The organism is Candidatus Neomicrothrix sp. (assembly GCF_035329545.1).
GTDB lineage: Bacteria > Actinomycetota > Acidimicrobiia > Acidimicrobiales > Microtrichaceae > Microthrix > Microthrix subdominans.
Genome location: NZ_DAOLGP010000030.1, coordinates 20,418 through 34,734 on the forward strand (window position 1 = coordinate 20,418; position 14,317 = coordinate 34,734).

General features: G+C 62.9%; 10 protein-coding genes. 4 read left to right on the plus strand and 6 right to left on the minus strand.

Annotated features, from left to right (window positions below):
* The first annotated feature begins 264 nt into the window (after positions 1 to 264).
* Positions 265 to 1,923, plus strand: coding sequence for a hypothetical protein (locus PKD89_RS14780; protein WP_289010479.1), 1,659 nt, complete (start codon positions 265 to 267; stop codon positions 1,921 to 1,923).
* Between the two features lie 173 nt (positions 1,924 to 2,096).
* Here the strand turns inward: PKD89_RS14780 and PKD89_RS14785 are convergent, their stop codons facing one another.
* Both PKD89_RS14785 and PKD89_RS14790 read right to left on the minus strand, forming a co-directional pair.
* A complete protein-coding gene (locus PKD89_RS14785; RefSeq protein WP_289010480.1) occupies positions 2,097 to 3,443 on the minus strand; it encodes a hypothetical protein in 1,347 nt (448 codons plus the stop codon).
* A gap of 281 nt (positions 3,444 to 3,724) precedes the next feature.
* Positions 3,725 to 4,324: an antirestriction protein ArdA gene (locus PKD89_RS14790; RefSeq protein WP_289010481.1), complete on the minus strand. Its 600-nt coding sequence runs from the start codon at positions 4,322 to 4,324 to the stop codon at positions 3,725 to 3,727.
* A 459-nt stretch (positions 4,325 to 4,783) separates the two neighbouring features.
* Here PKD89_RS14790 and PKD89_RS14795 point away from each other — a divergent pair, with 459 nt between their 5' ends.
* The 3 genes from PKD89_RS14795 to istB are packed head-to-tail and all read left to right on the plus strand — an operon-like array spanning position 4,784 to position 7,064.
* Positions 4,784 to 6,067: a Mu transposase domain-containing protein gene (locus PKD89_RS14795; RefSeq protein ID WP_324332514.1), complete on the plus strand. Its 1,284-nt coding sequence runs from the start codon at positions 4,784 to 4,786 to the stop codon at positions 6,065 to 6,067.
* Entirely contained in the window at positions 6,067 to 6,285 is a 219-nt protein-coding gene (locus PKD89_RS14800) for a hypothetical protein (protein WP_287390560.1), read from the plus strand. The genes PKD89_RS14795 and PKD89_RS14800 overlap by 1 nt, the downstream gene beginning before the upstream one ends.
* Positions 6,282 to 7,064: an IS21-like element helper ATPase IstB gene (gene istB / locus PKD89_RS14805; RefSeq protein WP_289010483.1), complete on the plus strand. Its 783-nt coding sequence runs from the start codon at positions 6,282 to 6,284 to the stop codon at positions 7,062 to 7,064. The genes PKD89_RS14800 and istB overlap by 4 nt, the downstream gene beginning before the upstream one ends.
* A gap of 52 nt (positions 7,065 to 7,116) precedes the next feature.
* Here istB and PKD89_RS14810 read toward each other — a convergent pair whose 3' ends face one another.
* The 4 genes from PKD89_RS14810 to PKD89_RS14825 all read right to left on the minus strand — a co-directional run bounded on the left by PKD89_RS14810 (position 7,117) and on the right by PKD89_RS14825 (position 14,278).
* Positions 7,117 to 7,368: a hypothetical protein gene (locus PKD89_RS14810; RefSeq protein WP_289010484.1), complete on the minus strand. Its 252-nt coding sequence runs from the start codon at positions 7,366 to 7,368 to the stop codon at positions 7,117 to 7,119.
* A 730-nt stretch (positions 7,369 to 8,098) separates the two neighbouring features.
* A complete protein-coding gene (locus PKD89_RS14815; RefSeq protein ID WP_289010485.1) occupies positions 8,099 to 11,098 on the minus strand; it encodes a type I restriction endonuclease subunit R in 3,000 nt (999 codons plus the stop codon).
* A gap of 4 nt (positions 11,099 to 11,102) precedes the next feature.
* Positions 11,103 to 12,305: a restriction endonuclease subunit S gene (locus tag PKD89_RS14820; RefSeq protein ID WP_289010486.1), complete on the minus strand. Its 1,203-nt coding sequence runs from the start codon at positions 12,303 to 12,305 to the stop codon at positions 11,103 to 11,105.
* Positions 12,302 to 14,278 (minus strand): type I restriction-modification system subunit M, encoded by a 1,977-nt coding sequence (locus PKD89_RS14825; protein ID WP_289010487.1) that lies wholly within the window; start codon positions 14,276 to 14,278, stop codon positions 12,302 to 12,304. Before PKD89_RS14825 ends, PKD89_RS14820 begins: the two co-directional genes overlap by 4 nt.
* Positions 14,279 to 14,317 lie beyond the last annotated feature (39 nt).

Sequence of the window (14,317 nt, forward strand, 5' to 3'; positions counted from 1 at the left end):
ACGATAGGTAGCACGCCCGAGGCGGCTCGGCTGTTGGCCTACACCACCAAACAAAAGCCGAACGCCACCAAAGAGCGTGTCCTGCACACTGCAGGGCAGCACTGTCGAGTGGAGACAGCTGTAAGGGAGTTTGCGGCTCACCGCCATCGCCACGGCAAGCAGGGTGCGAAGCGGAAGTCGCCCGCCAAGTACGTCCTCCCCGACGATGGCGAGTTGGCCGTCTACGTGCGTCGTAGCCGGCCTAGCGGTCGACGGTATTGGGTGGTGGCGACGGACGAGGAGGAGGAGGCGACTCATGTCCGCCGTGAGGGGGCGGTAGTCAAGGAGAACGAGGCCGTGCACTACATCGTGTCCCTTGGACTCGACGAGGTGAACCCGGACGACCCAGAGCAGGTCGCCCGTGCATTCAGGGGTCTGACGACGATGTTTCGCGAGCTCTACCCGGGACTTCAGATGAAGCTGGTGGGACAGGCCGACGGCGATGGCATGACGCCGGATCAGGAGAGCGGCGAGAAGCGTGGCAAGTTCCATGTTCACGGTGTCGGCAACGCCGTTGTGTTTGCGCGGATGGAAGTCGACGGCAAGGTCTGGGAGCCAGGATCGAAGGTGAGCGGTGCGCTGACCGATATCAACCGTGTTCGTGAACGCCAAGATGCCTGGATCGCCGAGCGAGGAGCGGAATGGGGGCTGACACAAAGGCTTCCTCCAGTGCGGGAGCAGAAGAGCGAGAAGCGGTCGACGACGGATCGCCGAAAGGCATCCAAGGGCGAGGTGAGCAACCACGATCGCATTCGGGAGGCCTTCTGGGCGGCGATGGATGACCCTCGTTGCGTGGATCTCGACGGTTTCAAGACGGTCATGGCCGAGGGCGGTGTTGAGGTCATCGAGCCCGGCTGGCACCGCGGTAAGGCGCCGAAAGTGCGCCATCTGAGCTACCGGGTCGCCAGCATGGCGACGAACGTGACGGGGGCGACGCTCGGTGAGCTCTACATGTACGACAACGTGGTCTCGCAGGCCGATGCCATTGCCGCCGGGCTGCCACGTGCGCGGCGGCCTGAGCCGCCGGCCGCGGGCGCACCGAAGCCCCTGACGGTGACGACCGACCAGGAACTCACCCAGGCTCGGGACACCGTCGCCCGGATGGTGCAAGAAGAGCGTTTGGATGCTTGGCTCGGCGACTGGGCGAGCGAGGAGAACACGACGGTGGCGGAACTCCTGCTGGAGCGAGGCAGGGTGCGCGATCGCCCCGGCGATCAAGATGTGCTGCACCGCTGGATGGATGACTGGGAGACCGAGAAGACCAAGAGTCAGACCCAGGCCACGCCCACAGCGACGTTCGAGGCAAAGGGCCCGACGAAGGAGGGGCAGCGTCGGCCCGAAGGGAACCTCGACATACGGGACTCCCCGGAGGCGGCAATCGCGAAGCCGGACCCCAAGTTGGCCGATCTTGTGATCATCAACGACATGCTCGCCAAGTACGGCGACCGCGAGGCCAGCAGGAACGACATGATGTCGTCTGGCTTGGACGAGGAGACGGTGGTTGCTGCCATAGCGTCGTGGCAGGCCCTCGGCAAGCCGCAGACCGCCGGCGAGCGCGAACTCCGCCGTCGGATCGAGCAGTCCGAGCAGCGAGCCCAGGAAGCGCCTCAGGAGGCTTCTGGGTCGTTGAATGAACCTGACACCACCGAAGAGCTGGAGGAGCACTCCGACGGCGTCTCGCGCCCGTCAGAGGTCCACGGGGACGACGAGCAGGCCGAGCAACAGAAGAGTGCCGTCGAGCTGCAGGAGGCGCAGGCGACCGTCGAGCCGGAACGGAAGAAGTCGAAGACCGATGCAGGAGAACGGCTGCGCAGGCTACCTGAACTGCGTGACGACCACGGCGATCAGACGGAGAACGAAGACGAGCCTGAGCTCGGAGCGTGACGATGGGAGCTTCTGGTGAGTGGCATGGTCGTGAAAAGAAGGACCCCCGAGGCTGATGCCCAGGGGGTCCTCAGTGTGGCGCGGTGTTGTGGAGCAGGCAGCTACCGCCAGCTCCTACTCTTCTTCAGGTGCACGGCCCGCGGTTGTTTCAGGTGTTCGGTGATCCGAGCAGGCTATTTGATGGGATTAGCGGTGATTGTCGAATCGAACCAAAAGCCTGCCCCCTTCTCTCCGTCGATGTGAATAGCAATGTTGCCGTCCATAACCCCAATTGGCACAGGTGCGTCGGAGACTTCAGGCTCGCCACCCTTAGTGATGACCACCAATTCCCCTTCGTCGGTCTCGCCGTAGGCAGTGCCGTTGTCATCGACAGCACTGAACTCGATCGTCTTCTGACCGTCGCCTCCACCAAAGCACTTTCCCTCGGTCCCTGACATCCAAAAGGGGCCTGCGACCCCGTACCTGCCGTTGGGGCTGTTGCGAGCGATCATCTCCCCCGTGGATAGGAGGTCGGGGCACTGAAGTTCGTAGACGACCTGGCCGGTCTTGGTATCCACGACGTAAATGGGGGGCGCCGACTCTCCGTAAGGCAATGGGGTCAGCTCGAGAACCGATAGCCCCTGCTTGCGATCTATTGCGAGAATATTCGCTAAGAACGCCGTGCTCGGTTTGAGAGACGGATCAATCGGTGTTCCACCTACGGAAACTGGTCCCCCCTCCGAGTCGGAGTCTTGAGGCTCATGGTCGATAGTCCGTCCATCCTCGGTGAGCGCTGACTGCTCATCATCGAAAACGTCCTGAGAACCGAAAACGATCACGCCGTACCTATCGACACTGGTGGAGTGGCGGGCGACGTCCTTTTCGGCGACTACAGAGCCGTCCTTCTGCGACAGCAGAGTTATCCTCTCGGCTGTTTGGTCCTGGTCAAGCCCCGATCCTTCGCTCGTGACTTCCTCAAGAGTCGCGACTGTCTCGTCGAGCACCCAGACCTCAGTGTCACCGGGAACTTCGCGCGACCAGTCCTCTTTGCCATCGGGGGTGTACGCCCGAATAGTGTTTGACGTGTAAACGATGAGCCGATCTGAACGAATGTTCACCTCCGCCGTCGCATCTTCGAACTTGACCGCCCATGCGGCATCGCCGAAGGGCTCGCCGACAGCGAAGTCCTCGACGGACGATTGGGCGGTCTCGGTCGTGGTGGCGCCTTCTGCGGCTTCCCTCTCAGCCTGGATATCCCGAGCCGGTGGGTCGTTGGTATTGCTGTCGTCAGCCGCTTCGCTTGAGCATCCGGTGAGCGCGAGAACGGCTACTGAGCCTAGGGCTGCAAGCGTGGTGGCGAGTTTGGTCTGGCGCATGGTCTGGTGGCGCCGGTCAACCCGGCGCATCTCCTTTAGATCGTGTTGGTTGTGGGGGCGGATTAGGAGGGACGGCGCCGAATTATGGTGTTCTTCTGTTCGCCGTTCAAGTCGCCGGGATGGAGGGATGATCACCGGTAGCGACCATCGCTCGTCACCGGTCATCGGAGCGCGCTCGGCAGTCGCCTGCTTGGTAGCGGCTGTACGGGTTGCCTACGGCCATCCACGGGCACGGCCCGTCCTGTGCACCTCGGAGGCCCCGCTGGAGTTCGCCAGCCGTTTCCCGGTCTTGAGCCTGGTGGCGGATAGGGCAGCAGGGTCTCCGATTCATCCAGGTTCGTATGGGGTGAGGTTTTCCGGGTGAGAGTCGTGTCAGCACCCACCAACCAAGCACCTGGCGTGGCAACGAACGCTGGATTCTGCGCACGGTGCAGTCGTCCTCGTCTTCAAAGACTTCGAAAGACGAAGACGCCGCCGGCCTGGGCGGGTGCGGTGGTGAAGTCGAAGGCGAGATCCCGGGTCCAGGCGTCCCAGTTGAAGTACCGGGCGAGCTCCTCGGGTGCGTCATTCAGCAGGCCGATGTCGTCAGCCAGCTGCTCGGAGTACTCCCGGAAGGAGTTCCATTCGCCACAGTAGCGGTCCTCGAAGTCGGGGATGGACGGCATGTCACCGGTCCCTTCGGCGACGTAGTCCCCAGAGGCGACCCACTGGCGCAGCGCTGGGCGCAGGTGCTCATCCACGCCGGTGAGGGCCCTGGCCCACTCGGCGGCCTCGTGCGGGCTCATCTCCCCGGATACGGGGATGCCCTCGTGGTCGAACACCCACAGTTCTTCGCAGTGAGAACCGTCGCGACCCGAGCCACGGTGGACGTCGGCGACGGTCACCTCGTCGGCGTCGATGGCGTCAAACCAGTCCCCAACAAGGGCGCCGGCGTTGAAATGCGACAGGCATCCAATCCATACGCTGGGGGTGCCGCCAACCCAGACGGTCGGAGCGGAACCAATCGAGAAGTTCGAGGTTTCGCAGGTGGTGTTCGTGGCTGACATGGGAACGACCTTTCGCTATAGAGACGTCACCGCCGTTCCCGAGCCGCCTCTGGCGGCTGTGGCGAGAGCTACTGCGGTGGTCACGCTGGGGCCGGAAGTGGGCCAGGATTGGGCCCGGCCTGGGCGTTTCGTGGCCACGTCGCGCTGATGGTCACGTTGGGTCCGGAAGTGGGCCAGGATTGGGCTCGAAGGTGGCGCTCAGTGGCCAGGCGCTCCGGTGTCCACGTTGGGGATCGGGTAGGTACCGCCCGAGCGGCGCCACGCTCGGGGTGCTCGCAGGCGTTCAGCCGGTGCCACTGCCCACGCTCACGTAAATCTCCCCGGAGTTGCTTACTGAATTTCCTCACCCTCTGAGTATCCATCCGTAGGGGTGGGGTTCCTCTCAATGCTGGTGGTCGACCAAGACCACACCTGCAATCGAGAGGAACCCCGGCTCTGATGTTGACACCAGAGGAAGACATGGAGATCACAGCACTGAGGAAGCGGGGGTGGTCGATCTCGGCCATTGCCCGCCATGTTGGCCACGACCGCAAAACGGTCAAGGCCTACTTGAACGGTGAACGCCAGCCCGGCGTCCGCCAGAAGACAACCGTCGATCCGTTCGACCAGTTCGAACCCTACGTCCGTCAGCGGTTCACCGATGACCCGCATGTGTGGGCGACCGTTCTGTTCGTCGAGGTCGCAGAGTTGGGGTTCGAACGTTCCTATCCGACGTTCACCCGGGCCCTACGGGCCCGGGATCTGCGTCCGCATTGTGAGGCGTGCGCGTCGTCGAAAGGCCGCGCCCATGTCGACATTGACCATCCGCCGGGTGAAGAGATTCAGTGGGACTGGCTCGAGCTGGGCGACACCCCGTGGGGCACGAAGCTCTACGTCCTCGTCGGCGCCCTGTCCCATTCGGGCAAGTTCAGGGCCTGGTGCTCCGACAGTGACGATCAGGCCCATCTGATCGTCGGGATCCACGAGATCCTGAGCCGGTTGGGTGGCACCCCGAAACGGTGGCGTGTTGATCGGATGGCCACGGTGATCGTCCCCGGCTCGGCTCGGGTCCAGCGATCCTTCGTCCCTGTGGCGAAGCATTACGGCGCCGGTGTTGACCCGTGCCCACCGAGGCACGGGAACCGCAAAGGCGTCGTTGAGGCAACGATCAAGTTCATCACCCAACGTTGGTGGCGCACCGCCCGCATCGACAGCCTCGAGGCCGCACAGGTGTCCCTCGACGACTTCTCGGTCAACGTTGGTGACCTTCGCCGCCGGCATGGCACCACCAGCACCGTCGCCGAACTCGCCGCCACCGAACAGCTCCTTGGTTTGCCACCGGTCGCCTATCCAGCCGACGTGACCGTGACCCGCAAAGTCGCCGACAACGCGCTGGTGTCGGTGTGGGGCAACCACTACTCGACCCCACCAGGCCTCGTCGGCACAGACGTTGGTGTCCGCTGGCGTTTCGGGTCCGACACCCTCGACATCGTGTCCCCAGCCGGCAGCCTGGTCGTGTCCCATCGGGTCGCACCACGAGGCGCACACCGGACCGTCCGCCTCCCGGAGCACACCGCAGCGTTGGAGAAGGTCGTGCTCGGTGAGTTCAACAGCGACCGGCCCTGTCCTACGAAACCGAACCGGCCACCCTCTGACGCCGCGTTGGCGATCGCAGCAGAGATCGTCGGCGACCAGGCAGCTGCCAGCCCGGTGATCGACCTCGCCGTCTACCAGCGTGTCATCGAGGGCGGGGAGGCCAGCTGATGGGCTTCGACTTCACCGGCACCCCCATGGTCACGATCCCCACCGACGACATCGAAGACATCCGGCTCCTCAACCGGGTGATCATCGACTGGCTCCACCAAGCCAACCCCGAAGTCTGGGCCGACTTCACCCTGTTCGCCGGTGACCAGCCCGACCGATTCCTCGACACCCTCGGACACGCAATCGCCCGACTCAACTACTGGGAGAACAACCAATGAACACCACTACCAGCCCCTACCAACAACTCAGGTCCCACCTCGCCTACCTCAACCTTGGAGCGACCGCTGAGGCGTTGCCGGCAGCGCTCGACCACGCCACCAAAACCGGTCAGTCCCACACCGAGTTCCTCGAACAACTCCTCGGGACCGAAGTCGAAGCGACCGAGGAACGACGTCTCAAAGGCAGGATGCGGTTCGCGAACTTTCCGGCCCCATGGCGCATCGAAGACTTCGACTTCGCAGCCCAACCCTCCATCGACGAGGCACTCATCCGAGACCTCGCCACCTGCCGCTACACCAACGACGCCACCAACATCATGCTCATCGGCCCACCCGGCGTCGGGAAAACCCACCTCGCCATCGGCCTCGGTCACAAAGCCGCCGAAGCCGGCTACCGCACCTACTACACCACCGCAGCCGACCTCGCCGCCCGCTGCCGCAAAGCAGCCATCGAAGGACGCTGGGCCAACACCATGCGCTTCTTCAAAGGACCCACCGTCCTCATCGTTGACGAACTCGGCTACCTCCCCATGCCAGCCGAAGACGCCAACGCCCTCTTCCAAGTCATCTCCCAGCGCTACCTCAACGGCTCCATCATTTTGACAACAAATCGGGGCGTGACTGACTGGGGCCACATCTTCGCCGACACCACCATCGCAGCAGCCCTCCTCGACCGGCTCCTCCATCGCTGCGTCCCCATCACCATCAACGGCGACAGCTACCGGCTCCGCACCCACAAAGCCCGCACCCAAACCCTCACCAAAGGAGCACCCGACTAGCCTTCACCCACCCGGCAGGGTGAGGAACTTCGTCGAGCAACACTGGGGAATTTCAGTGAGCGGGAGCACCACCTCGATGAATGTGCTCTCGGCTGACCAAGCGACCTACGTCCTCGGCCGACATGGCCAGCACGTTGCCCAGGTCCTCCAGGGTCTGCTCGCCCCGGGCGGCACACGTCCGGGCGAGATCGGCGGTGGCGGCGTGTGCTCGGTTGGTGAGGGTTGCGGCGTGGCACATGCGCTCGAACGGGTCGAGCTCGGGATCGGTGGCGAGTGATGCGAGGTCTGCGAGTGATCGGCCCATGTCGGGTGGCTCCTGGCGGTACTGAGGGTTCGGGACGGTCGAGGCGTCCAGAACGGCGCCTCGACCACCGTCGACCAGGTGCGCTCGTGGGCGGTGGGTCAAGGGCATGGAGCGCAGACACGGGGAGCGAAGCTCTTGGTCAGGTTGGGATGAGCGCAGCGGAGCATGTCGGAGCGCCCCTTGACGCTCCGCCCACGGGTGCAACAGCACCGGCTGAAACTGGCCGAGCTGGACGGGACCCAGGCTCCAGGGTGGGGCCGCTGCCCGCCCAGCACCGACGTTCCCGAATGAGGATGCGTTGGCAACGAGCGGCCGAGCTGACCACACATGAGCCCCATCGGGCTCAACGCTTTACATCGGAAAAGGCTCGGGGAAAGCGTTCACCACAGGTGGAACTGCCACATGATTCTTGACATCTGCTTTGTGGCAGTTACGTCTCCGTTTATGGGCACCCGCAGGTAGCCCACTTGTCGCCACAGATGCTGCATGTGACGTCGAGGTGCGGACGACAATCGGCGTGCTCGTAACGCGGGACTTGGCTCGACCCGGTCATACCAAAGGTGTTGATGTCATGACCCGGCTCGATGGGATTGTGGCAACTAGCGCACGTTCCACCGAATTTTGCTTGAAAGCCCATCTTGACTCCTCCTGATCGTTTCGCCCGGCGCCGGGGCCACGAGCACGTCACGCCTCCCTAATGTGGCCCCTTACAGTCGTCAAGCTCGGCAGATCACTGCGTCACGTCGGCCTGTTTCCTGAACTCGTCGTAGGTTCCACCGAGATACCCCAGCAGCATCTGCCGGAAGTCCAGGTTGACGAAGAACTGGGTCGTCAGCTCCCCGTTCTTTTCGTGTCGGTCGAGGAGAACGTCCTGGACCTTCTCCGTGAGGACAAGGTCGTATTGGCCGCGGTCATTGTGATTCGCGACCACATTGAGGTCGTCATCTTCCATGACGGCGGTCCACTGCTGATCGATCCAGATCTTGTCACTCTCGTCGAGGTTGGCGCCGTACTTCTCGTTCATCACCTCGATGAGCTCGGACAGCTTGTCAAGGACTGGCTCCGTTGCCGAGCCCTTCCCCTCGCCGGGCAACGCGACACCCGGGTCCTCGGACGCCTCAAGAGCGAGGCTCCCTTCATTGGTGATGGCTAGGCGCAGGTGGCTGAGCAGCACGGACTTGCTCAGCTGCGGCATCGGGTCGGTGTCAGGGGCGGGCAGTTCGGTGAGCAGGAGCTTCCCGTAGAGGAAGAGTCGCTCGAGTTCGGCGTCGGTCCACGGCATGACCTGGGCGACGAAGGCGTACGCGCGACAGTAGCCGGTCAGCTTTCCGCGGAAGTCTTCCTGCTCGTCCTCCGGGAGGGAGATGAACCGGCCGATGGCTGGGTTGAGGTTGGCGTAGATCTGTGACTGCTGCGTTGGGTCGTTGGACAGCACGGCTCCGGCCAGGGCCGTCATTTCGTCGGGGGACAGCACGCCGGCCGACATCAGGTCGTGCTCCAATGTGTAGAGCACGTTTGGGTCGGTCGGTTGGGCGATCGATTCCTCGTAGAAGTCGGCGAACGCATCTTGGATTTCTTCGGTCGTGTTCGCGAAGTCGAGCACGAAAGTGTCCTGTTTGCCGGGGTGGATGCGGTTGAGGCGAGAGAGGGTCTGCACCGCCTTGACTCCGGCGAGTTTCTTATCGACGTACATCGTGTGCAGCAGAGGTTCGTCGAACCCGGTCTGGTACTTCTCGGCGACCACGAGCACTTGGAAGTCCTCGCGGAAGCGTTTGGGCAGCTGCGTCTCGGAGAATCCGTTGAGCATCTGCTCTGTGTATGCCAACTCAGGCGCGTCGGGATCGGTCAGCGTCCCTGAGAATGCCACGAGCGTGCGAAGAGGGTGGGCGCCTTGGTCGTAGCCCTTGCGCCGGATGTACTTGTCGATGGCTTGCTTCGTGCGGACTGCGTGCAGCCGGGAGCGGGTGACGACCATGGCCTTGGCACAGCCTTCGATCTTCGGGGCGGTCTTTTGCCGGAAGTGCTCGACGATGACCTCGGCCTTGGCGTCCATCATGTATGGGTGCAGGGAGGCGAACCGCGCCAGTGCAGCACGTCCCTTCGACGAGTCGACCTCGGGGTCCTGGAGCGGGCTGCTCGTGGCGAGTTTGTAGTACGTCGCATACGTCGTGTAATTCGCGAGCACGTCGAGGATAAAGCCCTCGTCGATGGCCTGGCGCATTGAGTAGGTGTGAAAGGGCACCCGGGTGCCTTCCCCACTGGCCTGCCCGAATGTCTCGAGTGTCTTGGGTTTCGGGGTGGCGGTGAAGGCGAAGAAGGACAGGTTCTTCTGCTTCCCTCGGTTGCGCGCCGACTCCAACAACGCATCATCTGGCGAAGCAGCTGCCCCGGCTTCCGCTTCGAGTGCTTCTGCCTCGGTGAGGGCGTCTTCGCCGCTGGACAAGACCTTTTTCAGTTGCTTGACGGAGTCACCCGAGGTCGAGGAGTGCGCCTCGTCGACGATGACAGCGAAGTTCCGCCCGGCTACGTCCTTCGTCTCGCCGTCGGCGGCCTCTTTCGCGGCTGCCTTCACGACCTCGGGGAACTTCTGCAGGGTTGTGATGATGATGCGAGCCCCGTGGCCTTCCAGGGCTTCCTTGAGTTGGCTGGAGTGCTTGTCGACGCTCACGATTGTGCCGGGAGTGTGGTCTAGTCCGGCGACGGTGTCCTGGAGCTGTTTGTCCAGGATCCTGCGGTCGGTGACGACGACGACTTTGTCGAAGATCGGCTGGTCCGCAACGTCGTGCAATCGGGAGAGGGAGTGGGCCGTCCATGCGATGGTGTTGGACTTCCCCGATCCTGCCGAGTGCATAACCAGCCGGTCGGTTCCGGCGCCGGCCGCGTACGTTGCGGCCAGAATCGAGCGGACTGCGTGCCATTGGTGGAAACGCGGGAAGATCACCCGGTCATCCTCGGTGTGGATGAAGTTTTCGATCAGCTCCAGCCAGGCCCCGCGTTCCCACACCTGCTCCCACAGGTACGCCGTGTCGTACCCGCCACTTGGCGGGTTGCCCGACGTGCCGGGATGTCCGGCACCTGCGGAGCCCTGGTTGAAGGGCAGGAAGCGCGTGTCTTGCCCTGCCAAGCTTGTGGTCATCGCGACCTGGTGCGGGTCGACCGCGAAGTGGACCAAGGTGCGTTTGGCGAAGATCCGGTCATGCGGGTTCCGGTCAGTGCGGTATTGGGCCATTGCATGCTCAAGACCCTGCCCCGTCAACGGGTTCTTTAACTCCGCCGTCGCCACGGGGATGCCGTTGACGGCCAACGTCAGGTCGAGTGATGACCCCGGGTTGGACTCGGAGTGGTGCAGCTGCCGGATGACACCGAGGCGGTTGGCGGCGTACTGGTCAGCCAATTCTGGTGTGAGGGTGTTGGCCGGCTTGAAAGCGCACATGCGCACCGTGACACCGGAGTCCTTGACCCTGCCCCGCAGGACGCTGATCGTTCCTCGGTGATCGATCGCATCAGCGACGACTTTGACGAACCGTTGCCTGGCGGTGGTCTCTCCGCCATGGCGGGTGACGAGTTGCTTCCACGCTTTCGGTTGCGACATCTGCACCCAGGCGATGACCTCTTCGGGGAACAACCCCAGCTCCCGTTCATAGGACGAGGAGGGCACCCTCGTCCAACCGTGGGAGGCCAGGTGGGCCTCAATGTTGCCCTCGAAAGTCGCTTCAGTCGTATTGCTCATTTGTTCATCCCGGAATGTTGGAACCAGCAGTCGTCACGTCCAGTTCGCCCTTCACCGCGGCCGTGATGAGCGATGTCTTGTACTCTGCCAGAAGCTCAACTGACTGGACACCTTGTTTGCGGGCAGTAGCGCCTCCGTCGTGCCATGCAGAGCTACGTTGCCCCAGCACCTGTTGATGACCAATGTCTACCCAAGGAACTCTCATTGACCCGACAAGGCTGGCATTGATTCCCGGCTGTGCAGCGCTCCGCGAATATTGTCTTAGGTTCATGGAGCGCAAGACTTCCAACATCCAGTTCATGTCGAAGGGCACTAGCGGCTCGCAGACCAGCGCATGCTCCGACGCCCAAAAGGGACCCCCCGCCAGGGTGACGTTGCCACACAACGCACCCTGGCGCCCAACCAAGATTCGATCGTTAGCATGAGTGAATGACGAGGCGAAACCTCGCACGCCGTTCGCCCCATAAACAGGAAAATTTCCCTGTGGCTCGATTTCTTCAGACGTGATACCGGAGCCGCTCCCAATATTAACAATGTACGACAGGCGCGGCGTCGACCACGACTGAGGAACTCGAAGAGAGTGTTTTTCCTGATGGGCATCGAGCGGCGACAGCGGCGACAGTTCACGCGCAATCAGTCCTTCAACCCTCTCCACGATCAGAACCATCTGCGCGTGTCTGGCCTCGATGATCCAATCGAGCCGGGCGACTCTGTCGTTGAGGAAGTCAGCGATCCGTCTCTGCTCATCAATCGGGGGTCGGGGTAGGTCAACCTTCGCAAAGTCGGCGAACCTGATTGACTGCCCATCTCTTAGCTGTTGAACGCCAGCTGCCAGCGCACTCACGAACGCTGAAGACTTGAAGACCCAGCGGTAGAAATCGGGGTCGATACCGTCTAGCGGCTCAATCACCGTGTACGCCGTGCTGACCTTCCCCGCTAGTGCGGACGTTTCCAACCCGCCCTGGAAGCTCCGCAAGTGCGCAATCGCATCCCCTGGTTCAACGTGCTTCATGTTGTCCGAGCCAGTCAGGTTCAGGACCACCCGCGATCCCGTGCGCGCCATGTACTCGTCCTGCGGAAGCACGCCGTAATGCTGTGACGGAGTCAAGTGACGGTCGTCGGGAAGGGATGGCTCACGCCTATCACGAAAATGGCGTCGCGGGTTGATCCGCGACCAGTCGTCGGGCAGGTCATCCAGCCAGCTCACGAGAGAAGGTCTTTCATCCAGTTCTGGATCTGAGATTCCAGTTCCTTGATCTCGTTGGCGATCTCCTCGACCGGTCGGGGCGGTTCATACACGTAGAACTGGCTGGTGAATGGGATCTCGACCCCGACCTTTGTCTTGGCGTGGTCGATCCAGGCGTCCGGTACGTAGGGGTGGACCTCGGAGGTGAGGTGGGTCTCGGCCGACTTGCGCAGAACGTCGTCGCGTTCGGCATCGTCGAGGTCGAAGAAGCCCTTGGGCAGCGGCACGTTCTCCTGATCTCGCAGCTCGGGGTCGGGTTCGGGCTTGCCGGCCTTCTTCGTGATGATCGGCGATTCTGGATCGGTGATCGCGCACGCCTTCGCAAAGGTCCTCCGTTGCGCTGGCTTCAGCTCAGACACTTCGGTAAGTAGCGCCCTCTCCGTCGCGAAGCGCTGGCCGACCAGGTGCGCGTATGCGTCGAAGGGCTCGATCGCGATTGCCTCGGGGGTGACCTCCCACCGTCGGTGCAAGGGGCGTTCGACGGTGATCTGTTGGAAGCAGAACTCCTCGCGGCACAGCACCTTCACCTTCAACTCGTCAGCGTCCTCGCCGATTGCATCGCCGTACAGCTGGGTGATTCGGGTGATCGCGTCATGGGTGAGCTCCTTGCGCTTGTCCCCCAGGGACTTACGCATCTTGGTCCCCATCTCGCGAGCATCGACCAGGCGCACCAGGCCGGCGTCGTCCTCCCCCGTCTTGTTGGTGAGGATCCAGACGTAGGTGGAGATGCCGGTGTTGTAGAACATCTGGTCGGGTAGGGCGACGATCCCCTCGAGCCAGTCGTTCTCGAGGATCCAGCGTCGGATCTCCGACTCACCGGATCCTGCCGCTCCGGAGAAGAGGGGCGAGCCGGACAGGACTATGCCCACGCGCGAACCACTGGGCTTCATCTTCGCCAGCATGTGTTGCAGGAAGAGGAAGGATCCGTCCGAGACGCGGGGGAGACCCGCGCCGAAACGGCCGTGGAAGCCCTGCTTCTCGTGCTCGTCCTTGATCGGCTGGGCGTACGATTTCCAGTCGACGCCGTAGGGCGGGTTGGCCAGGATGAAGTCGAAGTGCTGGCCCTGAAAGGCGTCTTGGGTCAGAGAGTTGCCGCTGGCCATTTGCTTGGGGTCGGTGTCCTGCATCATCAGGTCCGACTGGGCGATCGCCCAGGTCTCGTCGTTGAGTTCCTGCCCGTAGACCTTGACCGTCGCTCCGTCGTTGGCGGCGGTGATCCCGTGGAGGGCGCCGGTGAGCATGCCGCCCGTGCCGGCGGCAGGGTCGTAGACGGTGCGCACCGGTTTGGGGTTCTTGGTCAGCTCTGCGGAGGTTTCGCCGTGCAGGAGGAGGGCGACCATGAGGTCGATGACCTCTCGGGGGGTGTAGTGCTCACCAGCGGTCTCGTTGCTCATCTCGGAGAACTTCCGCAGGAGTTCCTCGAAGATGTAGCCCATCGTCTCGTTGCTCACTGCGTTCGGGCGCAGATCGAGGTCGGCGAAGTCCGCAAGGACGCCGTAGAGGATGCCGGCGCGGTCCATTCGGGCGATCTTGTCGTCGACGTTGTACGCCTCCATGACGACATAGGCGTCCTTGGACAGGCGCCGGATGTAGCTGGCGAGCTGCTCGGCGAGCTCCTTGTCGTTTTGGAGCATCGCGGTGAACGTCAACGGCGACAAGCTGTAGAACCGCTGGCCCGCCGTCCGCTTGAGCATCAGGTCCACACCCTCATCGACGCTCTTGCCGAGGGTCTTGCGGTCACCCTTGAGCACACCCAGAGCAACCGCTTGGTCCAGGACCGCCTCCCGGGTCGGGGCCAACACTGCGTCCATCCGCCGCAAGACCAGCAGGGGGAGCATCACCGAGCCGTACTCGTGCGGCTTAAACGTGCCTCGGAGCTTGTCGGCGACCCTCCAGACGAACGTGACTTTGTCCGAAAAACCGACCGGAGCCATGACTTCCCTTCATTGGTGGAGCGTTGGGCTCACCATATG